At 66.9% G+C, this 22,159-nt stretch carries 22 protein-coding genes; 16 read left to right on the forward strand and 6 right to left on the reverse strand.

The features are described from left to right. Positions 1-24 precede the first annotated feature (24 nt). Both P8R42_21270 and P8R42_21275 read left to right on the forward strand, forming a co-directional pair. Positions 25-1,143: a hypothetical protein gene (locus P8R42_21270; protein ID MDG2307129.1), complete on the forward strand. Its 1,119-nt coding sequence runs from the start codon at positions 25-27 to the stop codon at positions 1,141-1,143. 90 nt (positions 1,144-1,233) lie between these two features. After that, positions 1,234-1,641, forward strand: coding sequence for a PaaI family thioesterase (locus P8R42_21275; GenBank protein ID MDG2307130.1), 408 nt, complete (start codon positions 1,234-1,236; stop codon positions 1,639-1,641). A 43-nt stretch (positions 1,642-1,684) separates the two neighbouring features. Here the strand turns inward: P8R42_21275 and P8R42_21280 are convergent, their stop codons facing one another. Further along, positions 1,685-2,152 (reverse strand): RNA-binding protein, encoded by a 468-nt coding sequence (locus P8R42_21280; GenBank protein ID MDG2307131.1) that lies wholly within the window; start codon positions 2,150-2,152, stop codon positions 1,685-1,687. 439 nt (positions 2,153-2,591) lie between these two features. On the opposite strand from P8R42_21280, the gene P8R42_21285 reads away from it, so the two are divergent. Genes P8R42_21285 through P8R42_21300 form a run of 4 tightly spaced genes read left to right on the forward strand, consistent with a single transcriptional unit; the run spans position 2,592 to position 5,296 of the window. Next, on the forward strand, positions 2,592-2,795 hold the full coding sequence (locus tag P8R42_21285) for a DUF3313 family protein (GenBank protein MDG2307132.1): 204 nt from the start codon (positions 2,592-2,594) through the stop codon (positions 2,793-2,795). A 39-nt stretch (positions 2,796-2,834) separates the two neighbouring features. Next, complete coding sequence (locus tag P8R42_21290) at positions 2,835-3,080, forward strand: hypothetical protein (protein ID MDG2307133.1); 246 nt, start codon at positions 2,835-2,837, stop codon at positions 3,078-3,080. A gap of 22 nt (positions 3,081-3,102) precedes the next feature. Beyond that, positions 3,103-4,620, forward strand: a complete 1,518-nt coding sequence (gene rmuC, locus P8R42_21295) for a DNA recombination protein RmuC (GenBank protein MDG2307134.1) — start codon at positions 3,103-3,105, stop codon at positions 4,618-4,620. After that, on the forward strand, positions 4,598-5,296 hold the full coding sequence (locus P8R42_21300; protein ID MDG2307135.1) for an acyloxyacyl hydrolase: 699 nt from the start codon (positions 4,598-4,600) through the stop codon (positions 5,294-5,296). Before rmuC ends, P8R42_21300 begins: the two co-directional genes overlap by 23 nt. A 50-nt stretch (positions 5,297-5,346) precedes the next feature. On the opposite strand, the gene P8R42_21305 is transcribed toward P8R42_21300, so the two are convergent. From P8R42_21305 to P8R42_21325, 5 genes are all read right to left on the reverse strand, one after another. Next, a complete protein-coding gene (locus P8R42_21305; protein MDG2307136.1) occupies positions 5,347-6,459 on the reverse strand; it encodes a WYL domain-containing protein in 1,113 nt (370 codons plus the stop codon). Positions 6,460-6,845: 386 nt separating this feature from the next. Beyond that, a complete protein-coding gene (locus tag P8R42_21310; GenBank protein MDG2307137.1) occupies positions 6,846-7,343 on the reverse strand; it encodes a YkgJ family cysteine cluster protein in 498 nt (165 codons plus the stop codon). 335 nt (positions 7,344-7,678) lie between these two features. Beyond that, complete coding sequence (locus P8R42_21315) at positions 7,679-8,791, reverse strand: histidine kinase (protein ID MDG2307138.1); 1,113 nt, start codon at positions 8,789-8,791, stop codon at positions 7,679-7,681. A 17-nt stretch (positions 8,792-8,808) separates the two neighbouring features. Further along, entirely contained in the window at positions 8,809-9,654 is an 846-nt protein-coding gene (locus P8R42_21320) for a PaaI family thioesterase (GenBank protein MDG2307139.1), read from the reverse strand. A 48-nt stretch (positions 9,655-9,702) separates the two neighbouring features. Further along, the gene (locus P8R42_21325; protein MDG2307140.1) at positions 9,703-10,677 is read right to left on the reverse strand and encodes a lysylphosphatidylglycerol synthase domain-containing protein; all 975 of its coding nucleotides are present in this window, start codon (positions 10,675-10,677) and stop codon (positions 9,703-9,705) included. Positions 10,678-10,800: 123 nt separating this feature from the next. Between P8R42_21325 and P8R42_21330 the strand changes: the two genes are divergently transcribed. The 10 genes from P8R42_21330 to P8R42_21375 all read left to right on the forward strand — a co-directional run bounded on the left by P8R42_21330 (position 10,801) and on the right by P8R42_21375 (position 22,152). Further along, positions 10,801-11,550, forward strand: coding sequence for a MerR family transcriptional regulator (locus tag P8R42_21330; GenBank protein MDG2307141.1), 750 nt, complete (start codon positions 10,801-10,803; stop codon positions 11,548-11,550). Beyond that, positions 11,541-12,254: a ubiquinone/menaquinone biosynthesis methyltransferase gene (locus P8R42_21335; GenBank protein ID MDG2307142.1), complete on the forward strand. Its 714-nt coding sequence runs from the start codon at positions 11,541-11,543 to the stop codon at positions 12,252-12,254. Before P8R42_21330 ends, P8R42_21335 begins: the two co-directional genes overlap by 10 nt. Next, positions 12,251-13,522 carry an isochorismate synthase gene (locus P8R42_21340; protein MDG2307143.1) on the forward strand — a complete coding sequence of 424 codons (1,272 nt, stop codon included), beginning with the start codon at positions 12,251-12,253 and terminating at the stop codon, positions 13,520-13,522. The genes P8R42_21335 and P8R42_21340 overlap by 4 nt, the downstream gene beginning before the upstream one ends. Continuing rightward, positions 13,522-15,288 carry a 2-succinyl-5-enolpyruvyl-6-hydroxy-3-cyclohexene-1-carboxylic-acid synthase gene (gene menD, locus P8R42_21345; protein MDG2307144.1) on the forward strand — a complete coding sequence of 589 codons (1,767 nt, stop codon included), beginning with the start codon at positions 13,522-13,524 and terminating at the stop codon, positions 15,286-15,288. The genes P8R42_21340 and menD overlap by 1 nt, the downstream gene beginning before the upstream one ends. Next, positions 15,285-16,082, forward strand: a complete 798-nt coding sequence (gene menH, locus P8R42_21350; protein ID MDG2307145.1) for a 2-succinyl-6-hydroxy-2,4-cyclohexadiene-1-carboxylate synthase — start codon at positions 15,285-15,287, stop codon at positions 16,080-16,082. Before menD ends, menH begins: the two co-directional genes overlap by 4 nt. Then, positions 16,079-16,963, forward strand: a complete 885-nt coding sequence (locus P8R42_21355) for a 1,4-dihydroxy-2-naphthoate polyprenyltransferase (GenBank protein MDG2307146.1) — start codon at positions 16,079-16,081, stop codon at positions 16,961-16,963. The genes menH and P8R42_21355 overlap by 4 nt, the downstream gene beginning before the upstream one ends. Continuing rightward, positions 16,960-18,048, forward strand: a complete 1,089-nt coding sequence (locus tag P8R42_21360; protein ID MDG2307147.1) for a mandelate racemase/muconate lactonizing enzyme family protein — start codon at positions 16,960-16,962, stop codon at positions 18,046-18,048. The genes P8R42_21355 and P8R42_21360 overlap by 4 nt, the downstream gene beginning before the upstream one ends. After that, positions 18,045-19,481, forward strand: coding sequence for an AMP-binding protein (locus tag P8R42_21365; GenBank protein MDG2307148.1), 1,437 nt, complete (start codon positions 18,045-18,047; stop codon positions 19,479-19,481). Before P8R42_21360 ends, P8R42_21365 begins: the two co-directional genes overlap by 4 nt. Positions 19,482-19,532: 51 nt before the next feature. Continuing rightward, a complete protein-coding gene (locus P8R42_21370) occupies positions 19,533-20,900 on the forward strand; it encodes a sulfatase (GenBank protein MDG2307149.1) in 1,368 nt (455 codons plus the stop codon). A 109-nt stretch (positions 20,901-21,009) separates the two neighbouring features. Beyond that, positions 21,010-22,152, forward strand: a complete 1,143-nt coding sequence (locus P8R42_21375) for a fatty acid desaturase (GenBank protein MDG2307150.1) — start codon at positions 21,010-21,012, stop codon at positions 22,150-22,152. Positions 22,153-22,159 lie beyond the last annotated feature (7 nt).

A 22,159-nucleotide genomic window follows, 5' to 3' on the forward strand; every position in this document is an offset into this window, starting at 1 on the left:
CCTCGCAGATGGCAGGATCTTTCGATGCTACCGACCGTTCGTCGTGCCCGTGCTTGCCTGATTCTCCTCTTCGCCGTCACAGTCGTCGCTGGCTGTGGTGACAGTGCGACGACCGGAAGCAGTTCGTCGCCCGGGGGCGCCCCCGTCGCGGCGGCGGATCCCGCGCAGCCGGGGCCGTATCCCGTCGGCGTCACGCGAATCGAACTGTACGACGAAGCGCGCGATCGCGTCGTCCTCACCGAGATCTGGTACCCTGCCGCCGAATCCGCCCGCGACCAGCCTCCCGCCCCGGCGACGAGCTACCTCCCGCCGGACCTCGCCTTCCTCGCGGACAACGCGACGATTCCGCTCGTCGCTGTGCGCGACGTTTCGCTGGCTGACGATGGGCCGTATCCGCTGATCGCGTTCTCGCACGGTTCCGGCGGGATCCGGTTCCAGAACACGTTCCAGTGCGAGCACCTGGCGAGTCATGGCTTCGTCGTGATCGCGCCGGATCACCAGGGGAACACGTTCTTCGACAGTTCGGGCACTACGGAGGGGTTGCGGGAGGCGCGACCTCTCGATGTACTTTATCTCCTCGATCAGTTCAGCACCTTCACGTCGCAGTCGGGCAATCGATTCGAGGGGTGGATCGATCTCGACAAGGGCTTCGGCGTGACTGGACACTCCCTCGGCGCCTTCACCTCAATGGCCGCTGCGAGCATGGACTCACGCGTCGTCGCCTCACTGCCCATGGCTCTCGGTGGGCCGGTGTCCGACACCTACGATGCGGCGACGTTGCTCATGCTGGCGACCGTCGACAACACGATCGGCCCCGAGGGCAACGCCGCCGTCCGCGCTACGTACGACCTGGTTCCGGGACCGCGGTTCCTCGCAGAATTGGTTGATGCGGGGCACTTCAGCTTCAGCTTCGCCTGTCAGACCGGACTCGGGATCGGGGATGGCGATGGCTGCGGGACGAGCACGCGGTTCGACGGCTCTCCGGTGACGTTCATCTCGGACCTGCGGGTCTGGGAGATCGTGAACACCTATTCTGCGGCGCTCTTCGGGCGCTACATCAACGGCATTCAGGAGTATGACGAATTCCTGAGTTCGACTCTCGACCCGGAGGTGAATCGGTATGTCGCCGACCCGAACCGTTGAGCCGGCTCTTGACGCAACGATTGGCCGCGGGCGAGATCCGAGTCCTACCAGGCGGCCCGAGACGTCCGCGTGCACACGCCGGGTTGACTGATGCTGACCACGGAGCAGCTTCAGGCCACGATGAAAGGCTTGTTTCCCGAAGTGCTGGGAGTGCGCCTCATGGAAGCGACGGAGGATCGCATCGTCGCCGAGATGGATCCCCGCGAAGACCTCTGCACGCTACCCGGCCGGATTCACGGCGGTGCGCTCATGGCCTTCGCGGACACGCTCGGCGCTTACGGCACCTTTCTCAACCTGCCCAAGGGTGCCGGCACGACCACGATCGAATCGAAGACGAACTTCTTTGCGAGTCCGAAGTTCGGTGTTCCGATTCAAGCCGTCTCGACACCACTGCATCGCGGCCGAAGCACGATGGTGTGGCAGACGAGAATGGAATCGGCAGGACGGTTGGTCGCCCTCGTCACGCAGACCCAGATGGTTCTGTTCCTCGAGGGCTGATGTCGGCGGAACGCGCGCCGCGCGCTGCCGCCTGAGGTGTAGGTCAGAGACTACGCTTCTTGCGGCGAAGGTTGCGTCGGCTGCCCTTGGGCTTACCGGCACCACCGCGCGGTCCACCTGGACCGCCGCTACCACCACCACCGCCACCACCGCCACCACCACCGAACGGTGAGGGGCCGCCGAAGTCGGGTCCTCCCTGGTTCGGATTGAAGGAGGGGGTACGGGGGCGACGTTCCTGCGCTTCGTTCACGCGTAGCGCGCGACCGTTCAGCTCGAAGCCGTCGAAGCGCTGCGTCGCAGTGGTAGCTGCGGACGAGTCCGAGAACTCCACGAAAGCGAACCCACGAGGTCGACCGGTTTCGCGGTCCGTGGGGAGAAAGACCTCGGCGATCTCGCCGATGTCTCCGAACAGTTTCTCGAGCTCAGCCTTCGTCGTGTCGAAGCTCACGTTCCCAACAAACAGTTTTGCGCTAATGATGTCCTCCAGGTTCGATGGTGGCCGATGGGCCACGCGGACGACGGACCACCAAGGCCCACCTCCACTTTGGCCTTACCATAACAGGCGAAACCGCGGTCTACAGGGCCTAGAATCCATGTGGGCCCAGACAAGGGATGGCCGGTTCCGGCCGGCCTCGACGGGGTTCTGAGGGGTCGTGTACACTTTGGTTTGCAGCGGGAGAGGGGCTGGTGGGGTGGCGGAGGGGCGGAGGAGCCGCTGGATCAAGGCGGAGAATCGCGGCGGTGGTGGTCGCGACCGTCGCCCTGGGTGGTCCGGCGACCCGACAGGCCCAAACCGTTGCGCCGTCTGGGTTTCTGGGGGCGGATGCGTCGTCGCTGGCCAAGGGCCAGGACGACCAACCCAAGCTTTTCTACCTGGACCAGGTGGTCAGCTGGAAGAGTTTTGGATGCCGTTCTGCTCGGTCCGGTGACGATTTGGCGAAATCTGGGAAGTGAGGGGCATTTCACAGACCGACGAGCAGACGCTGGCGAACAGCTTGCATGGTCTGCTGTACCGCGTTCTCGCAAAGGACTGGCAGATGGCCACTGCGCGGGGGCCCAATACGCTCCGTTTCCAGGTGGCGCTCACCCAACTCGACGGCAGTGACGTCGTCTTGAACGTGGGGTCGACGGCCGCATCGGGCAGAAGCGCCTGATGGGGCTCGTGGGAGAAGTGGAGCGACGTCGACTCGGCCATGGAGTACTGGGGCGAGATGTTCCGCTCCGATTTCTGTGAGCAGCGTGGTGCGGGCAGCTGCACGAAGCCCGAGGCCGACGACCTTTTAGGGTCCTGGCCGGCGTCGCGTGCGGTAGTGGTGGAAGGACTGCACGCAGAGGCGTACACTGGGCTCGGAAGCGGCCGGAGCGAGTTGAATCTCCGGCTCGAGGACCGAGGGGCCGGTAGACAGCCGGTGTCCGCGGGGGGCGGTAGGGTGTGGTGATGGGGACGCGGAGGAAACCTCGATGACGGTGGCGGAACTCGTTGCGTTCGTTCCGTTCGTGCTGCAGGCCGTTTTTCTGGTCGGCGGTGTGGTCCTGCTGGTCTGGCTAGCCTCGGTGCGCCGGGGATTGTCGGCGTTGGAGTCGGCGACGTTGGATCAGGCCGAGGAGGCGGAGCGGAGTCGCGACGCGAACCTCGCGGCGCAGGCAACCCAGGTAGCCCTGGCCTCACGCCTCGAAGCGATCGAGAAGGCGCACGTCGATGCCGAGAAGCGCCTTCGCGAAGAGATCGGCCAGAATCGACGCGAGGCAGCCGACAACGCACGGATCGGTCGCGAAGAACTCGGCGCCACGCTCGGTCGCGTGGCCGACTCGATGCAGGAGCGGCTCGGCGAGATGGCGACCGCGCAGGCTGCTCGCCTCGACGCCTTCTCGACCCGCCTCGAGGGGCAAGCGGCCGCGAATGAGAAGAAGCTCACGTCGCTCACGCGCTCGAACGAAGAAAAACTCGAGCAGCTACGGCAGGCGGTCGACGACCGGCTCGGGCAGATGCGGCGAGACAACGGCGAGCAGCTCGAGCGCATGCGGGCCACGGTGGACGAGAAGCTCCAGGGTACACTCGAAAAGCGCCTGGGCGAGTCGTTCAAGCAGGTTTCGGAGCGCCTCGAGCAGGTGCATCAAGGCCTCGGCGAAATGCAGACGCTCGCCGGTGGCGTGGGGGATCTCAAGCGCGTCCTGTCGAACGTGAAGCTCCGCGGCGGCTGGGGAGAGGTGCAGTTGGGGGCGCTCCTCGAGGACATGCTCACGCCGGACCAATACGTCCGCAACGTGCGCCCGCGCGAGGAGAGCGCCGAGGTCGTGGAATTCGCGATTCGGCTGCCCGGCAAAGAGGGCGATCCGGACGACGCCGTCTGGCTCCCTATCGACGCGAAGTTCCCGCTCGAGGATTATCAGCGCCTCGTCGACGCGAGTGAGGCGGGGGACCGCGTCGCTCTGGAGGCCGCCGCAAAGGATCTCGAGAGGCAGATCCTGAGCTGTGCGAAGGACATCTCGACGAAGTACATCCACCCGCCTCTCACGACGGACTTCGCCGTGATGTTTCTACCGACCGAGGGCTTGTACGCCGAGATCGTTCGCCGGCCTGGGCTCGTGGACCGGCTTCAGCGCGAGCGCCGTGTGGTCGTGGCCGGACCGTCGACCTTTGCGGGGCTCTTGAACAGCCTGCAGATGGGGTTCCGGACCTTGGCTATCCAGGAGCGCTCCAGCGAGGTTTGGCAGTTGCTCGGCGCCGTGAAGACGGAGTTCGGGAAGTTCGGTGACACGCTCGATGGCGTCAACAGGAAGCTGGCGCAGGCCTCGAAGACGATGGACGACGCCGCGAGGCGCTCGCGCGCGATCGAGCGGAAGCTGCGCGATGTGGAAGAGATCCCTGTGGGGGGCGGTACGTTGGGGGTGCTCGAAGAGGGGCTGGACGCCGACGCTTCGTCTGAAGGAGAGAGTAGCGAGGAGGCTGCGCGGCATGCGCGTGTGGCTGTGGCCTGACGCGCGTCGGCGCATCTGCGCCGGATGGATGGGTCTCATGCTGGCGTTGGCCGCTCCGGTGGCGGCGCGGGAGCCTGCGCCGGAGATCGATCCTGCTTCGGAGCCCGAACCTGCGCCCGAACCGCCGTCGGACCTGCCCCATGCGCACGTCTCGGCCGGGGACATTTCAGTGGGTGCCTCCGGCGGTTTTGGCTTCGGATTCGTCCGAGCTCCGGCGTACCGCGGGGGCGAGACCGACGACGTGAACGCGATCGCTCTGTTTCCGCAGATCGGGTACCGCGTGACGGATCGCTTGGGCGGAGACGGATGGTACGCGGGTTCGTTCGAAGTTCTGCTCGAAGGGAACCTTCTGTGGGAAACGCACCCGCACAGCGGTTTCGGCGGCGGGGCGGGGCTGCTGTTGCGCTACGATCTCCTGTCGGTCCCCTACGTGATCCCGTTCGGGGAGATCGGCGGCGGCATGCTCGATCTGGACTTCGGGCTCGACGACCAGGCCGACGGCTTCAACTTCTCGCTGCACGGCGGGGCGGGCGTGCGCTACTTCATCACGCCCAACTGGTCGGCCTCGCTCGCCTGCCGGTGGCAGCACATCTCCAACGCTGGGACCACGCTGCCGAACGACGGTATCGACATGATTCAGCCGCTGTTGGGGCTGTCTTACGTCTTCGACCGCTAATCGACCGCCCGCGGGTCGCGTGGACGCGGCGGACCGGCCGCCTCGGCGCTTCAGCCGCCGACGTGCGCCGTCCGTGCCTTGGGTTGCGCGCTGCGCTGCGTGGCGGAGCTGCTTCGGTATCGCTGTGCGTAGAGCGCCGTCGTTTCCTTCAGGCGCTTCGCGATCTCGGCGCGGAGTTCGGGGGGCTGCACGACCTCGACCCACGGACTCGTCGACATGATCCAGTTCGAGAGCTCGGTCGTGCCGCGCACCTTGAGTTCCAGATGCGTCTTCCCGTCGGATCCGCGGAAGAACTTCTGCGTCGCGTGGAGTTGCCGGGCGCGCAGGTACGCTTCGGTCTCGGCGTTCTGGATCGCCAATTCGACGCGGGTGGTCTCCCCGTCGACGATTCCGAACATGCCGTTGGTGTGGCGCGCGGGGTCGAAGCCCTTGGGGTAGTTGAAGTGTATCTTTAGCCCCTCGCCGTCGACCTTGGTCTCGACGGAGCGGATCCGATCGACGGCCAGCCAGACGGTCTTGCGGTATTGCGAGCTGCGGCCGAGGAGGTAGAGACCTCCGCGGTGCTCGACGAGGGAGTAGGGGTCGAAGTCGTGGGTGCGGCCTTCGCCTACGACGCCGCCGTAATCGATCACGAGGCGCATCTGGTCGATCAGCGCGCGGAGGAGCAGATCGAGTTCGTCCTCCATAGTGGAGTAGCTCTTGGGCAGGTGTGCGAGGGCGAAGAACTTGCGGTCGGCGTTTTCCAGGCGGCGCCGCGCCGCGGCCGGAACCGTCTTCAGCATCTTGCCCCAGAGATCCTTGTTCACGGACTCGAAGACCGTTCCCTCGAGGACGCGGGCAAGGCGGAGCGTGAAGAAGAGCGCCAGGACTTCGTAGTCGGTCGTTGCGGGGCCGGTGTGCGTGTCGGCCAGCTTCACGAAACGTCGGTCGCCGCGTCGGACGACTTCGAGAAGAGGGCGCTCGCGCTGGTCGACGAGTTCACGACGGCATGCCTCGAGATAGCGGGCGAGCGTGCGTTCGGTGATCCGGAGATCCTCCTGGATGGCCTCGAAGCTCCAGCCATTCGGACGCTCGCGTAGTTCGTGAACGAGTCGGGCCAACCGGGTCGCTGCTCCGTAGGTTGGCTTGCGTCCCTGGGTGGTCCTTTTCTTCTGGCGTGGCATCACTCCCCCTTCGACAACGGGTGTCTCTGAAGAGCTACTAATAAGAGACCCTGCGGGATGCAGAAAGATGCCGAACCCGTGATTCGTCGTACGAACGTTCGAGATGTGGGCCGCGAACGGGAACGGCAAGTAGCGCTGGCCCCCTGCGGCTCGGCGGGCCCGACTCCGAGGCGTGGGCTGATGTGCACGATCGGGACGCGGGAGCCACTACCGGTTCCGCCGAGGATCGCTCCGACCCGACAGCGACTCTCGTGCCCGGCCGAGATCAGCAGAAGTTCCCGTGCCCGTCGGAGATCAAGACGAACCTCCGAAGGCTCCCCCGCCGCCGCCGCGACAAGAGTGACGAACGTCTCTACTTCTGGGCTGGGAGTCCCTCGACGTTAGTTCTACGCCTGTTCGACGCGGTTGAGCTCTGGGTCGGCGCGCTCGGCGTGCTTCTGCGAGAGGAACAGGCGGTAGCGCGCGTAGGTCCTCGGCCGCTTGGCCTCGAGCCAGGTGAAGAACTGTTCCGAGGTGCGGAAGGAGAACTTCTCTGCCGGCTCGTCCTCAGCGGTGAGCTGCTTCTCGCAGTCGCGCCAGTCGAAGTCTTTGCAGATGGCGGGGCGGTGGTCGTAGATGCCGCAGAGTCCCTTGTCCGTGAGGTTCTCGCAGCGCGTTTCCATCTGCAGGTACCACGCGCCTTCCCAGTCGATGTAGACCGAGATGCCTGCGTGATAGAGGTACCAGGAGATGTGATCGTAGTCCTTCATCGTGGTGGGCTCGTCGATCTGGGTCGCGATGTAGGTGCAGCACTGAGAGCACGAGAAGCACGGATGGCCCGAGAGCTTCGTGAGCGTGGGAGGAGTCAGAGTCGGCTTCTTCGGGGTGCTGGACCGTTTGCTCATACCCGGGCGATTAAGCCATGCGTGGCAGGGGAGCAAGGGTTGTCTGCTCCGTGCCCGCCGAATTCCCGGTCGTGCGGGGGCTAGGGCAGGCCGAGGCTGGCCGCGCTGCAGTCGGTGAAGGCGGACCGGGGCGTTCTTCGCCTGGAACCGATCGGCTTCGTCGCGCAGGATCAGAGAGGTGCTGGGGCTGAAGAGTGCACAGCTCCGCTGCTGTCCCGCGAGGATCCGGATGGCGACCCGGCCCTGTGCGCCGGTCAGGGCGAGTGTCGTGGCGAGATCACGGCCTCCGAGGTTGTCAGGCCCCCAAAACGAGCGGCAAGCGAGAAAGCGGCCGGCTACCCCTCGTCGTCAGCGATGCCACCCGCATCGAGCGCGCGATCGGGGACGCGGAGCGTGATGTGGGTTCCTTCCCCCGGATTGCTGCGGATCTCAGGAAGATAGCTGCCTCCGTAGAGGTGCGTCAGCCGGTCACTCACGTTCCGGAGCCCGACGCCGGTCGCCCCGGTCGGTCTGTGGCCATCGGTGACCATTCCGACCCCGGAATCCTGGATGTTGAGCACGAGCTCCCGGCCCTCGACGCGCGCGCGGACGAAGATGTCGCCACCCCCGACCTTGTTGGAGATTCCGTGGCGCACGGCATTCTCGACCAGCGGTTGGACGATGAGGGTGGGCACGATCCAGCGCTGGGCGTCCTGGGCTATGTCGAACTCCACGCGAAGCTGGTCCCCGAAGCGTGCCCGTTCGATGTCGAGGTATCCGTCGGCGATCTCGAGCTCGTCGGCGAGGGGGACGAACGTGCGGTCTTTGCTCTGTAGGAGGTAGCGAAAGATCTCTGCGAGTCGTTGCACGCACTCTTCGGCGCGAACGGGGTCGACCGTGATGAGGTGCGCGATCGAGTTCAGGCTGTTGAACAGGAAGTGTGGGTTGATCTGCGCGTGCAATGCCTGAAGCTGCGCGGAGGCCGCAAGCTCGTCGGCTTTTTCCGCGCGTGCTTCGAGGGCGCGCATCGGCTGCCACGCCTGATCGAACATCGATACGGCCAACGCTGCGGTCGGCAGGATTGGAAGAGCGAAGTACGGCCAGGCGCCTTCGGCGACGTGCCGGCCGGACGCGTCCTGCGAGAGCATCCAGATTCCGAACCGGGCCAACAATACGGCGTTTACGACGAGGAACGACGTGCAAGTCATTCCCAGGATCGCGGCGATGGTCTGGCCGATGAGAGTCCGCCACCTTGACGGGGTTCGGATGCGCGGCAGCACGAACCTGAACAGTAAGATGTAAGCCGGCGCGTAGGCGACCGCTCCGAGAGTGATCTCAAGAGACAGGCTCCAATTGTCCTGTGAGACCCCGGCGATCAACCCGAGGAGCATGCCCGTCGCGATTGACGACCACAGCATGAGCCTCACCTGTCGCCACAGGACGCTGCGTTGCGAGGGGGCCGCTTCCACGAGGGAGATCCTACACCTTAACCTGCGAGCGATGAAGTCGTCGTGGCGGTTGCCATGAGGGTCCGGGTTTCGACGTCGAGGATTTCCACCCGGTGCAGGGCCGTGCCGTTCCCTTCGCGGAGAAGCTCGCAGCGGGTCCGGTAGGGCCCCTTGCCCTGGGCCAGGTAGTGGACGGACAGGTCGGTGGCGATCGCCGGCTCGCCGAGGAGGGCGCCCGTGGCGGCCTCGCAGGCGGCCTGGGCGAGAGTGGCCGTGATTCCGCCCTGGAGCGAGCCGAAGCTGTTCTTCGCGAAGTCGCTCGCGGGCAGCTCCACGATGCCGGCCGCGGCGTCGGTCGTCTGCAGCCCGAGTTCGGTCAGGAACGGGCTGCGCAGCCCGGAGTCGGGGCGCGCGAAGTCGACTCGGGTCTCCTCGGTCGGCTCGCTCGGGTGCTCGAGTTCCGAGGTGAGGTCGGGGCGACTGATGCGCACGAACGTCATGGTCGAGTGGGCGAGCGCGACACCCTCCGCGGTCCGCGACTCTTCTTCCGAGCCATAGCCGCGGACGGTGACCTCGAACACGGCGGTGGTGCGTCCGCTTCGCAGAAGAGTGGGCTCGGCCACGGCCAGCTCGACCGGTTCCCGTTCCTGCGCGTGGATCTCGAGTTCGGCCGTGGCGAGCCAGTCCGGCGCGATCGTGCGCATCGCGACTCCGGCGGCGGCAAGGTCGACGGCCACGGCTAGGGCACCCAGGGAAACGGCACCCGACGCGCTTCGAAGCTCCCGAGGCGTGGGCATGAGAACGCGGTCGGACCGGTCCGGGGTCCGGATCATGCTGAACGCGAGACCTCGCAGGAGGTGCCGGTCGGGTGGGTACGCAGGCATACTGGTGATGGGTAGCGACTCGCCGGGAGCGACGCGACTGTGACGTCCTCAGGTATCCTCGTCGTCGCGTCCCGCCGCGATCTCCGCGCGCAGCGCGGCGAGATCCCCCAGGTAGAAGAACGACACCGGCACGCGCATCAGGATGAACACGAACGAGAGCAGGAATCCGAGCGCCAGGAGTTCCGCCTCGGGCGCGAATGAGCGGTAGAAGTAGACGACGGCCGCCTGTTGCGTTCCGAGGCCGGCGGGTGTGATCGGAAGCGTCCCGATGAGCAGGACGGGAGGCACCGTCGCCACGAGGTGGAACCAGGGAACGTCCGCTCCGAACGCAGGAAGCGCGAGTGCGAAGAAGAGAACGAACACGGAGAAGTAGGTCCCGCGCAGGCCGAGAACGATGAACACGTCGCGCCACGTTGCGAGCCGGTGCGAGTGGAAGACGCGCAATTCGAGGATGCCGCGGAGCCACGCCCATCCCGGCTTCCAGCCGGAGATGAAGACCGTGAGGATCGCGAGCGGAACCGCGAGCACGAACACCATCGCGATTCGGATCGATTCGAGTCCCGGATCGGCGGGCAGCAGAAGGCTCCCGAAGAGGACGAGCCCGGCCAGGATCACGAGGTCGATCAAGTTGTACAAGAGCATCGTGCTGAGCGCCTCGATGAACGGGACGCCCTTGGCGTGTCGCATGTGCAGAATGATGCCGCCGGTGCCGAGGTTCCAGTTCAGCACGGCGAGGAGATACGTTAGCGCGCGGACGGAGCGCGCTTCCCGTGGGGGCAGCGGCGCGTTGAAGCGAGTGTAGATGTAGGACAGCGCGAACGAGTCGATCCAGAACCACACCACGACGCAGAGTACGGCGGCCGGAAGGAGCAGGCTCAGGTCGGCGCGGCCGAAGGCGGCGATCGCCTCATCGAGCGGGATCTGCTGCAGGAGGTACCAGAGGACGAAGGCGGCGAGAGCCCAAGGGAGGACGCGCGTCGCGAAACCCGTCCAATCGGCCTTCGCCGGGGCGCGCTTGCTCACCCGTGGAAGTGTCGTCGCACGGTCGGCGGTTCGCAACCGGGCAGGGGGTAGTAGCGGGCCTACTATTCCGCATGACGAACCGTGAGAGTTGACACACTCAGAGTGAATGCTCACACAGTAGGTATGACTTACGGCGTGGAAGAGCTGGCACGCGAGGCGGGGCTGAGCATCGATACGATCCGCTTCTACCAGGCGCAGGGTATTCTCGACCGACCCAAGCGGGTGGGGCGGAAGGCTTCGTACGGCGAGCGCCATCTCAGTCGGCTGCACCGGATTTGCGATCTAAAAGCGCGCGGGCTGACTCTCGCAGGGATCAAGCGCGTCGTCGGGCCCGGGAAGTCCCGTTCCGACTCTGCGCTCATCGGAGCCCTTACCGAGGGGCGTGGGGCGCGGCGCTTCGATCGCGCGGGCCTCGCCAAGGAGACCGGCGTGCCCGAGGCGCTCATCGAAGCGGTGGAACGCTCGGGCCTCGTCGAGCCGCTGCGCGACGGTGGCGGTGCCGCGTACGACGAAGCCGATGTCGAACTCGCGCGCGCCGCGCTCGCCGTCTTGAAGGAAGGCCTACCCCTGCAGGAGTTGCTCGGGCTGGCAAACGATCACGCGGGCAACATTCGTGAGATCGCGGATCGCGCTGCATCGCTCTTCGACACGCATGTGCGACACGATGGTTCCGGGGGCCAAGTCGATCCGGAAGAAGTCGTGGACGCGTTTCGCCGTCTGCTCCCGGCAGTGACGTCGCTCGTGGCGCATCACTTCCAGAGGACGCTCGTCTGTCGTGCGCTCGAACGTCTCGAGAAACACGGCGATGCGTCTGGCCTCGAGCAGGCGCTCGAAGCCTCACAGTCCACCCGGTTGGCGATCCGATGGAACTGAACGCACATCGCGATCCACTTCCCGCTCCGGGCGAGAAGGCCGCAGCGGTCCGCGACATGTTCGATCGAATCGCACCCGGGTACGACCGCATGAACGGACTGATGACCGCTGGGTTCGACCGCGCCTGGCGTCGCGCGGTCCTGGACATCGCCGCGGTGGGGAACGGGGACCTCTTGGTCGACGTGGCGTGTGGTACCGGCGATCTCGGTCTCCTCGCCAGGCGAGACGGGGCTTCGGTCGCGGCGGTCGACTTCTCTGGGCCGATGCTCGGGATCGCAGCGGAGCGGGGCCTCGAGGGACGGTTGTCACGGGCGGATGCGCTCGCGCTGCCGGTGGCGAACGGCTGTGCGGACGCCGTCACGTGTGGCTTTGCGCTTCGGAACTTCGTTTCGATTCCGCCGTTCCTCGCCGAGGCTGCACGGATTTTGAAGCCAGGCGGTCGGATCGTCGTTCTGGAGGTCGCGACACCGACGAACCCGCTGATCCGATTCTGCCACCAGATCTATTTCAATCGCGTCGTCCCCTTCCTCGGCGCGCTCTTGGCGGAACGCGAAGCCTACACCTATCTTCCACATTCGGTGGTGTACCTGCCGACGACCGCCGAGCTTCTCGAGATGCTCGATGCCGCCGGGTTTGAACGGACCGGCGCGCGGAAGCTCGGATCGGGTGGAATCCAACTGGTGCACGGAAGGCGCCGGTCATGACCGCTGCGATCCCGGCGGGCTTGATCCGAGAGCCGCGGTTCCTCTGTGTGGGCGAACGCGTGCTGGACCGCGCGATGGATCCCCTCGACTTCCTCACCTGCGTCGGCGACGAGCGAGCCTTCTACTTCGAGCGCCCGGCCGACGGAGTGTCGATCGCGGCGGCCGGCGTGGTGCCCGGCATCGAAGAGCCCGATCGTGGACAAGAGCCTGCGGGGCTGCGGGTCGGCGGATTCGCCTTCGACCGATCGCGCGCGCCGGACGGGCAGTGGTCGGGGTTTCCGGATGCGTCGTGGTCCGTGCCGCGTGTCGCGCTTCTGAACCGCGACGGGGAATCCGTGCTTCGGGTAGCGGCAACGGCCGACGAAGGAGGCGGTGCGCGAGTCGAAGCGGGTCTCGATGAGGTGGTCCGCCGGCTCGGGCGCCCGACTTCGGCTCCCGAGTCCGAGGGGGTGGCCCACTATCAGATGGAGGCGCTCGGGTCTGTGGCGCATTGGAAGGCGGCGGTCGAGGCAACGCTCGCCGACATCGCTGCGGGCCGGCTCTCGAAGCTGGTCCTCGCCCGCGCGGCGCGCATCACGGCAGACGTGCCATGGCGTCGCTTCCGCATTGCTCGTCGCCTGCGCGCGGCGCATCCTGGTGCGACTGTCTTCGCGGTCACCTTCGGTACGCGAACGCTCGTCGGTGCGACCCCCGAGAGACTTGCTCGTCTCGACGACCGACGTCTCACGACCGCGGCCGTCGCGGGTACGGCGCCGCCGGCGCCGATCGGTGGGGAGGAGGATCGCGCCTTCCTTGCGGATCAAAAGGAGCGCCGCGAACACGCTGTCGTCGTAGACGAGCTTCAGAGGCGGCTTGCGCCTCTTACCACGGACTTGGTCGTCCCGGAGGCGCCCGCCATCTTGACGACGCCCGCCCTCCGTCACCTGCACACGCCGATCTCGGCGGAACTCCGCGCCGGCCGTGGGCTCCTCGATGTTTGTGGCGAGCTGCATCCGAGTCCCGCCGTCTGTGGTCTCCCTGTAGATTTCGCGAAGGAGGCTCTGCGCGAGCGCGAGCAGATCGACCGCGGTTGGTACGCGGGCGGAATCGGGTGGCTCGACGAAGGCGACGGGGAAGTCGTCGTGCCGCTTCGCGCCGCGCTACTCGATGGTCGCGTTGCCACGCTTTACGCGGGCGCGGGCATCGTCGAGGGCTCGCGGTGGGAGGCGGAGCTCGAGGAGACGCGACTCAAGATGCGCGTCATGCAGGCCGCTCTCCTGGAACTCTGATGGCGCCGAACCGAAACTATCTCGCGATGGAGGTTCTCGTCGAGGAGTTGGTGCGTTCGGGTGTGACCGATGCGTGCGTGAGTCCGGGGAATCGATCAGCTCCGCTCGCCTTCGCACTCGCGCGCAACTCGGGCGTGAAGGTCTGGACCCACGTCGACGAGCGCTCGGCGGGCTTCTTCGCGCTAGGCCTCGCACGTGCGACGCGTCGGCCCGTCGTCGTCGCGTGCACCTCGGGAACCGCGGCGGCCAACCTGCTGCCGGCGGCCGTCGAAGCGCACCATGCGGGTGTTGCGTTGATCCTGCTCACCGCGGATCGGCCCCCGGAACTGCGTGAGCGTTCGGCCGGCCAGACGATCGACCAGCTCGGTTTGTACGGAAGCCACGCCCGTTGGTCCTTCGATCTCGGGGTGCCGGAGCCGACGGAGGTGGGCGTGCGACACGTCCGAGCAGCCGCGTGTCGTGCGGTGGCCGAGTCCGTCGGCCTGCCGGCGGGTGTCGCGCACTTGAACCTACCGATGCGCGATCCACTCGATCCGTCGAACGAAGAGGGGGTAGCCCTCGCGGAGGTTGGCGCGACGGCGCGAGATTCCGAAGCGCGGTACACGCTGGTGACAGTGCCGAACGCCGGAGTCTCCGCGGATCTCTTGCGACCGATCGCGGACCGGTTGGCGACGGCTCGACGCCCGCTTCTATACTGCGGCCCTCTCGATTCAGACGCTCCGAACCTGGTTGCGGCGGTTCGGGCCCTCGCGCAACGGCTCGATGCGCCGCTCTTGGCGGAGCCGATCTCGAATCTTCGCCGGTCTGAGGCCGGAGAACGGCTCGTAGGGAGCTACGAGGCGCTCCTGCGCGACGACGCCTTCGCGGCGGCGTCTCGGCCGGATGTCATCGTGCGGCTGGGCGCACCGCCGACCTCGCGGACGGTCGCGACGTGGCTGGATGGCTGCGGCGCGGAACTCGTCGTGTTGGACGAGGGCGGCGGTTGGCCGGATCCCGGCTGCCGTGCGAGCCACGTCGTCCACGGGTCGATTGCAGAGAACTGCCAGACGATGGCCGCGGCGCTGCGGAGCGTCGATTCGGATGCGGATTGGTGTGAGCAGTGGGCTGCGGGCGAACGACGAGCGGCGCAGGCGTTAGCGGTATCCGTGGAAGGAGAGAGTGCGCCGTTCGAGGGCCACATCATGCGCGCGATCGGGGCCGCCCTTCCTTCGGACGCGAGCGTGTACGTGGGCAACAGTCTCGCCGTTCGCGATCTGGATTGGTTCTGGCCGAGCGACGCGCCTTCGGTTCGAGTTCTCGCGAATCGCGGCGCGAACGGCATCGATGGGTTCGTGTCGAGCGTCCTCGGTGCTGCCGCTGGAGGTATGCCGGTCGTGGGGGTTTGCGGAGACCTGTCGTTCTTTCACGACCTCGGCGGCCTGGTGGCGGCGCAGCGGCTCGGTGTGCGCGCGTGCTTCGTGGTCACGAACAACGGTGGGGGAGGGATTTTCGACTATCTGCCGTCGGCGCGGGCTGAGGGTGGATACGAGGAGCATTTCGAAGAGCTGTTCGTGACACCTCTCGGGATCGAACTCGGCCCGCTCGTGGCAGCGCACGGAGTCGAATTTCGTCGCGCGGAGCGGGTGGAGCAGATCCGTCCCGCGATCGAGCGCGCGCTCGCTAGCGCCACGACATCGGTGGTGGAAGTGGTCGTGGATCGAGCGGACAGTCGCGCGGCCCACGCGCGCGCGTGGGCCGCGGCGCGGGCGGGCAGGGCGGGCGAATGACCCTGTGGGCGAAGACTTACGGTGAGGGGCCGCCGCTTGTGCTGTTGCACGGGTTTACCGGCAGCGCGGCGACGTGGGATCGCTATGCGAAGGATCTGCGGGGCTTCCGCGTGCTCGCGATCGACCTCCCCGGACACGGTGCATCCGCCGCGCCGGCATCGGGCATGTCCTTCGAAGAGATCGCGGATGCGGTGGTTGCCGTTCTAGACGACGAAGGCGTGGAGCGCTGCGCGTGGCTCGGATACTCGATGGGTGGGCGGGTGGCACTGCAGGTGCTCGTTCGGCATCCGGGTCGGGTGGAGCGGATCGTGATCGAGAGCGCGTCGCCGGGACTTCGGGAAGCGGGAGAGCGCGAGGCCCGCGCCGCTGCGGACGACGCCCTGGCCGCGGGAATCGAGCGCGACGGCTTGGAGCCGTTCGTCGAGCGTTGGGCAAGGCAACCGCTCTTCGCGTCGCAGAAGCGCGTTGCACCCGAGGATCTCGACCGCGAGAGGAGGGCTCGGCTGCAGAACACCGCCACCGGACTCGCGGCCGGACTGCGAGCGCTCAGTGTGGGTCGGCAGCCCTCTTTGTGGAGCGCTCTTGGCGCGGTGCAGGTTCCGCTCTTGGCGGTCGTCGGAGCGGAAGACCCCAAGTACCTGGCTCTAGGTGAGTCACTCGTCCGCGTCGCGCCCGGCGCGGAGCTTCGTGTCGTGGCAGAGGCGGGGCATACGGTCCATCTCGAGCAGCCGGGCATCTTCTGGTCCGCTGTGCGTTCCTTTCTTCTGGGTGGGCTGGGGAGCGATCGCGGATGAGTGAGAGTCGTGCGTCGCTTCTCCTGTCGGCGATCCGGCCACGGACGCTGCCCGCCTCGCTCGTGCCGGTCGTCGTTGGGAGTGCGGTTGCGGGCCACGGAGGCGCCTTCGATCCCGCTATCGCGGGGTTGGCGATTCTCGCCGCGGTCCTGCTGCAGATCGGCACGAACCTGATCAACGACTATGGCGATCACGTGCGGGGCGCCGATGGCGACGATCGAATCGGGCCGTCGAGAGCGTCGCAGTCGGGAGAGGTGGATCCGAAGCAAGTGGCTCTCCTGGGCGGTACGGCACTTCTGGGCGCGGCGCTCGTCGGTGTTCTCCTGATCGCACACGGCGGCTGGCCGATCGTGTGGATTGGCGTCGGCTCGCTCCTCGCGGCAGTCGCGTACACGGCGGGGCCGTTTCCGTTGGCGTACCACGGCCTCGGGGAGGTCTTCGTGTTCGCGTTCTTCGGCCCGGTCGCGGTGCTGGGTACGCAGTACCTGCAGGCCGGCGAGATCAGCGCCGGCGGCGTCGCCGCCTCTGTCGCGATCGGTGCGCTCGCGGCCGCGATCCTTTTGGTGAACAACGTGCGCGACGTCGAGGGTGACACCCGGGCCGGGAAGCGGACCATCGTCGTGCGTCTCGGTCGCCGGGCCGGTCGGGCTCTTTACGTGCTCGCGCTCGCCCTCGGTTTCGGTGCGCCGCTCGTCGGTTGGCTCGCGGGCTGGCTCCCGGCGGGTGCGTTGGTGGCGTGGCTCTCGCTCCCCCTCGGGATCTCGCCGTTGCGCACGGTTCTCACGACCACCGAGGGGCCGCCCCTGAACGAGGCGCTGGCGAACACCGCGAAGCTCGAGTTGGCTTTCGGGATCGCGTTCGCCGTCGGCATGTTGCTGTGAGAATTCGAGCGGTCGAGCTCTTGTCGTTCTCGATTCCGCTCGTGAGGCCGCTCGCGACGGCGCGCGGCGCGATCGAGGAACGTCGTGGGTGGATCGTGAAGCTCACGGACGAGCGTGGTCTTGTGGGCGTCGGAGAGGCGGCCCCCCACCCGCATAGCTCCGCCGAAGATGCGGCGCGCGAATCCAGCCGGCTCCCCGAGATCGCTGTCCGCGTTCGGGATGCCGACGTGTTCCGGGTTCGCGAGGCGAGCGAGACGTTGGCGGATTTTCCGAGGTGGATCGCGTGCGGCCTCGACACCGCTCTTTGCGACTTGGAGGCCCGTGCTCGCGGTGTCACGCTTGCCGAACTTCTCGGTGGGGCGCGGCGCAACGATATCCCGGTGAACGCGGTCCTCGAGGCTGCGGATCTCGACAGTTGCGTGGATGAAGGGAGGCGTGTGCTCGCGGCCGGATACACGCACGCGAAGCGCAAGATCGCGGGCGACGTCGCAACGACGGCAGCGGAGGTGCGCGCGCTCGGTGCGGCGGTCCCCGGTCTCGCGTTGCGGCTCGATGCCAACGGTATTTGGGATCGCGCGGAGGCCGAGGCGGCCTGTCGAGCGCTCGCCGGTCCGAACGTGGAGTGGGTGGAGCAGCCGCTCGAGTCGAGGGACTTCGAAGGGTTGGCCGCGCTGCGGTCGAGCGTGGAGGTGCCGATTGCGGTCGACGAGTCGGTGCGGAGTCCCTCCGATGTCGAGGCGCTGGCGCGAGAACGAGCGTGCGACGGCGTCGTGGTGAAGCTGGTGCAAGTCGGAGGACTGTCGGTGGCCTGCGAAGTCGCGGTTGCCGCGGCCGCCGCTGGGTTGCCGCTCGCAGTCACGAGCGGCATCGACACGGGAATCGGAATCGCGGCGGCTCTGTCGTTTGCGGCGACGGTGCCCGGGTCTTTAGCGGCCTGCGGTCTGTCGACAGGCTCACTCCTGGTCGGCGACCTGGTGCGTGACGTGGTCCGCCCCGGACCGTGGATGGGCGTGCCGTCAGGGCCGGGGCTGGGAGTCGAGCTCGACGAGGTGGCGTGCGCGCGGTTTGCCGTGGAGTCGACATGACAGTTCAGCCGGATTGGTTGCGGCGACAGGCGGCCGCCCGGCCGCGTCATGCGGCGGTGGTCACCCCGCAGGGCAGCGCGACGTTCGCCGAACTAGACGATCGCGTTGCTCGGCTGGCCCGGGTCCTGTCCGCGCATCCGGCGACGCGGGTCGGGGTGGTCCTGGGCAACGGGCTCGCTCTCGCGGAGACGGTGCTGGCCTGTCTACGAGTCGGCAAGCCCGTGGTCTTGTTCGATCCTCGGCTCGGCCTGGAGGAGGCTCTCCCTCTCGTCGCGACGACCGCGCCCGGCTTAATCGTCACGAACGCGGAGACGCAGGATCTCGGTGGGGCGCTGGCGGCCGAAGTCGATGGCGAGTCTTGCGCGCACGCAGGACTTGCGGCCGCGGCGCGCTCGTCCGCACGGGACACGCCCTCGGGTGTGGATCTCGAACGAACCGCCGTCGTCGTCTTCAGCTCCGGTACCAGTGGAACCCCGAAGCCGATCGAGCTGACGGCTGGCAATCTTCTGTGGAGTGCTCTCGCGAGCGCGTCCCGCCTCGGCAGCCGGCCGGAGGACCGATGGCTCGCGTGTCTTCCGCTCTCGCACATGGGCGGGTTGTCGATCCTGTTTCGGAGTGTGCTGCTCGGAACCACGATGCAGCTGCACCGCGGTTTCGATTTGGCGGCGGTGCGCGCTGCCCTCGCCGGGGAGGGCACGACCATGGTGTCGCTGGTCCCGACCACGCTCGCCCGGCTCATCGACGAGGTGAAGAGCGGAGTCGTTGCGGCCCCCGCGCTGCGCTGCGCGCTGATCGGTGGCGCGAGCGCTCCGATCGAGCTTCTCGAAGAGGCTCGCCGCTCGGGCCTGCCGGTGGCGCCCACGTATGGGCTCACCGAGACGGCATCGCAGGTGGCGACTCTGGCCCCTGGTGAGCCCTTTGGCGAGACGGGCCGTGTCGGGCCGCCGCTGCTTCCCACGGAGGTGTCGATCGTCGGCGCCGACGGTCGTGACGTGGAAGCGGGAGTCGTCGGCGGGATTCGGATTCGAGGCGCGACCGTTTCGGCGACGGCGCTCGAGGAGGACGGCTGGCTACACACGGGGGACGCGGGCCGGCTGGACTCGGTCGGGGTGCTCACGGCGCTCGGTCGGCAAGACGACGTCATCATCACGGGGGGCGAGAATGTTTCGCCGGGGGAGGTCGAGGCCGTACTGGGCCGCCTGCCCGGGATCGCCGAGGTCGCAGTCGCTGGGGTGGCGGATCCGCAGTGGGGTCAGGTCGTCGGCGCGTGGGTGGTGCCGAGCCCGGGGGCGTCGATCTCGTTGGAGGGCCTGCGCGAGGCTTGCGGCACGCAGTTGGCGCCGCACAAGCGCCCGCGATGGCTCACCCTGGCCGACGCGCTGCCGCGCACCGCACTCGGCAAGATTCGAAGAAACTTACTCGGCGGGCGGTGAGGGGGGCGGCGTCGGGTGGCGACGGCCCGCCCGCACCGTCATGATGGGGGGATGCCTTCCCCGCGGCTCCGCGCTCTTCCTCTCCTCTCTCTCGGCCTCGTCGCGGTGGTGCTGGTCTGGGCGGTGCGGCTGCCGGCTGTGACGTGGAAGAGTGCACAGCCTCCTCGTCACGTGATCTTGATCTCGCTCGATACTCTTCGCGCGGATCACTTGGGGGCCTGGGGGTATGAGGGGGAGACGAGTCCCCGCTTGGACTCTCTGGCGAAGAAGAGCGTGGTTTTCCGACGTGCCGTCGCGCAGGGCAGCAGCACGATCCCGTCCCACGCGTCGTTGTTCACATCGCAATACGCGTCGGCGGTCATCGCCCCGGGTGCCGGTCTGCTGGATTGGTCCGAAACTCTCGCGGAGGCGCTCTCGCTTGACGGGTTCGCGACGTGGGGCTTCGTAGATGGTGGGAACGTCCGCAGTAGATTCGGATTCGATCGGGGGTTCGAGCACTACGAAGACGATCGCGTCGGAGTGGAGCGTCTGGTGGCGCGCGCGAAAGGTTGGATCACGTCACATCCGACGCCCCGCTTCTTTCTATTTCTGCACACGTACGAGATCCACACGCCCTACAAAGCTCCGCCCGAGTACGTGAAGATGTTCGGTACCCCCGAGTTCCGGCCCGGCTTCCATCCGGACACGAAGTACTTCCGCGAGATCGAAGCGCAAGGCAAGGGTTTGTCGGCCCGCGAGCATCGCGAGGTCGTGGCGCGGTACGACGCGGGCATTCGCTACACGGACGAGCGCATCGGCGGCTTCCTCGATTGGCTCGACGAGAGGGGGCTCCTCCAAGACTCGCTCGTCGTGGTGGTGTCGGATCACGGCGAGGAGTTCCTCGAGCACGGGAGGCTCGGCCATCAGCAACTCTATCTCGACCCGAATCTTCGCGTGCCGCTGCTCTTCTATCGTCGCGGGATGCCGGCTCGGGTGATCGACGAAACCGTGGAATTGATCGACGTCGTGCCGACCATCCTCGATCTCCTCGAGTTGCCGAATCTCCCCGCGTCGGTGGGCCAGAGTTTGGTGGCGTCCTTCGCGGGCGTACCTCCGCGGGGCGACCGGATGGCCTACGCGGAGAAGGGCACCATGCCCGGGGCGCAGACCGTGATCACGGACCGCTACCAGCTCCTGGAGGATCGGACGACGAATGAGGTCCGACTCTACGATCTCCAGGCCGATCCCGAGGCGACGCGCGATGTTCTCGCAGAGCAGCCCGCGGTTGCGGCAGAACTTGCTGCCGCGATGGCAGCGCGACGTGAAGCGGCCAGCGAAAGCTGGCATCGACACGAGCGCGAGGCGCGCCGCCAGACCCGGATTGCGCCCATGAAGGACAAAGTGCGTCGCGAACTCGAGGTGCTCGGGTATCTCGAATAGGATCCGATCGACCGTCGGATTTTGCGGCGTCAGGACGTTCTGCTAGCAGGCGGGTATAGGCGGTTGGTAGGCCGTCAAGGGTGAGAGAATGATCGAGAAGAGAAGCCGGATGAAGAGGATCAACTGGGTCACCGCGGTGTTCTTGTTCTCGACTCCGGTGGGGGCGCTGGTCTGGGGCGGATTCCATGTTCACGCGAACGGAGTCAGCGCCGCCGAGGTCATCTTCTTTGCGTTCTACCTTGTCATCACCGCGATGAGCATCACGGCGGGCTACCACCGGCTCTTCTCTCACCGTGCCTACGAGGCGAGCCCTCTGGTCCGCGCGCTGTATCTTCTCTTCGGTGCCGCCACCTTCCAGGACTCCGCGTTGGCGTGGTCGGCCGACCACCGTTCGCACCATCAGAACATCGATCGCGAAGGCGACCCGTATAACGTCCATCGGGGTTTCTTGTGGGCGCACATGGGTTGGCTACTCGTGACCGATCACCTCCACGAACGTCGAACGAACGTCCCCGATCTCGAGGGCGATTGGATGGTCGTCGCTCAGGATCGGTACTACGGGTTGATCGCGACCGTCATGTGCTTCGGGCTGCCGCTTCTCGTCGGGTTCGCATTCGGTGATCCCTGGGGGTTCCTCCTCTGGGGAGGGCTCGTTCGCGTCGTAGTCGGACACCACATCACCTTCTTGGTGAACTCGCTCGCGCACACGCTCGGAGAGCGTCCGTACGAGCCGGCCTTTTCGGCCCGCGACAGTCTGGTCACCGCCGTACTCACGTTCGGCGAGGGGTACCACAACTTTCATCACCGGTTCGCGAGCGACTATCGCAACGGTGTCCGTCGGTACCAATGGGATCCGACGAAGTGGCTCATTCGTGGCCTCGAGAAGATCGGTCTCGCGTCGAACCTTCGCCGGGTCCCCCGGGAGCGGATCGTCGCTGCCCGAATGCGGTCGGATGAGCATCGTCTCCTCGAGCGCGTTCGCGAATGCTCGCAAGACGCGGTGGAGTCCGCGCAGGCCCGGTTGGCGGAGATCTCCGTCGCCGTGGAGCGGACGGTCACGCGGCTCGGCGAGCTCGAGAGGGAGTTCGCTCGCGTCCGGACGGATGCTGCGGGCGTCTCGCGCGAGCGCCTCCGACAGCTCCAGGCCGACTTGCGCGCCGCCCGCAAGGAGTTCCGCGAGGCCTGGCGTCGGTGGGCCCGCGAGCTGTCGCGGTTGCCGGCGAGCCTCGAACCCTCGCCGACCGCGGGCTGAGTTTCCC

It is taken from the genome of Candidatus Binatia bacterium (genome assembly GCA_029243485.1).
Taxonomy (GTDB): domain Bacteria; phylum Desulfobacterota; class Binatia; order UBA12015; family UBA12015; genus VGTG01.

What these genes read in the sequence shown, in the direction of transcription:
- P8R42_21270 (MDG2307129.1), top strand. Translation starts at nt 25, where the DNA reads ATGCTACCGACCGTTCGTCGTGCCCGTGCTTGCCTGATTCTCCTCTTC.
- P8R42_21275 (MDG2307130.1), top strand. Translation starts at nt 1,234, where the DNA reads ATGCTGACCACGGAGCAGCTTCAGGCCACGATGAAAGGCTTGTTTCCC.
- P8R42_21290 (MDG2307133.1), top strand. Translation starts at nt 2,835, where the DNA reads ATGGAGTACTGGGGCGAGATGTTCCGCTCCGATTTCTGTGAGCAGCGT.
- rmuC (MDG2307134.1), top strand. Translation starts at nt 3,103, where the DNA reads ATGACGGTGGCGGAACTCGTTGCGTTCGTTCCGTTCGTGCTGCAGGCC.
- P8R42_21300 (MDG2307135.1), top strand. Translation starts at nt 4,598, where the DNA reads ATGCGCGTGTGGCTGTGGCCTGACGCGCGTCGGCGCATCTGCGCCGGA.
- P8R42_21305 (MDG2307136.1), bottom strand. Translation starts at nt 6,459, where the DNA reads ATGCCACGCCAGAAGAAAAGGACCACCCAGGGACGCAAGCCAACCTAC.
- P8R42_21310 (MDG2307137.1), bottom strand. Translation starts at nt 7,343, where the DNA reads ATGAGCAAACGGTCCAGCACCCCGAAGAAGCCGACTCTGACTCCTCCC.
- P8R42_21320 (MDG2307139.1), bottom strand. Translation starts at nt 9,654, where the DNA reads ATGCCTGCGTACCCACCCGACCGGCACCTCCTGCGAGGTCTCGCGTTC.
- P8R42_21330 (MDG2307141.1), top strand. Translation starts at nt 10,801, where the DNA reads ATGACTTACGGCGTGGAAGAGCTGGCACGCGAGGCGGGGCTGAGCATC.
- P8R42_21335 (MDG2307142.1), top strand. Translation starts at nt 11,541, where the DNA reads ATGGAACTGAACGCACATCGCGATCCACTTCCCGCTCCGGGCGAGAAG.
- P8R42_21340 (MDG2307143.1), top strand. Translation starts at nt 12,251, where the DNA reads ATGACCGCTGCGATCCCGGCGGGCTTGATCCGAGAGCCGCGGTTCCTC.
- menD (MDG2307144.1), top strand. Translation starts at nt 13,522, where the DNA reads ATGGCGCCGAACCGAAACTATCTCGCGATGGAGGTTCTCGTCGAGGAG.
- menH (MDG2307145.1), top strand. Translation starts at nt 15,285, where the DNA reads ATGACCCTGTGGGCGAAGACTTACGGTGAGGGGCCGCCGCTTGTGCTG.
- P8R42_21355 (MDG2307146.1), top strand. Translation starts at nt 16,079, where the DNA reads ATGAGTGAGAGTCGTGCGTCGCTTCTCCTGTCGGCGATCCGGCCACGG.
- P8R42_21365 (MDG2307148.1), top strand. Translation starts at nt 18,045, where the DNA reads ATGACAGTTCAGCCGGATTGGTTGCGGCGACAGGCGGCCGCCCGGCCG.
- P8R42_21370 (MDG2307149.1), top strand. Translation starts at nt 19,533, where the DNA reads ATGCCTTCCCCGCGGCTCCGCGCTCTTCCTCTCCTCTCTCTCGGCCTC.
- P8R42_21375 (MDG2307150.1), top strand. Translation starts at nt 21,010, where the DNA reads ATGAAGAGGATCAACTGGGTCACCGCGGTGTTCTTGTTCTCGACTCCG.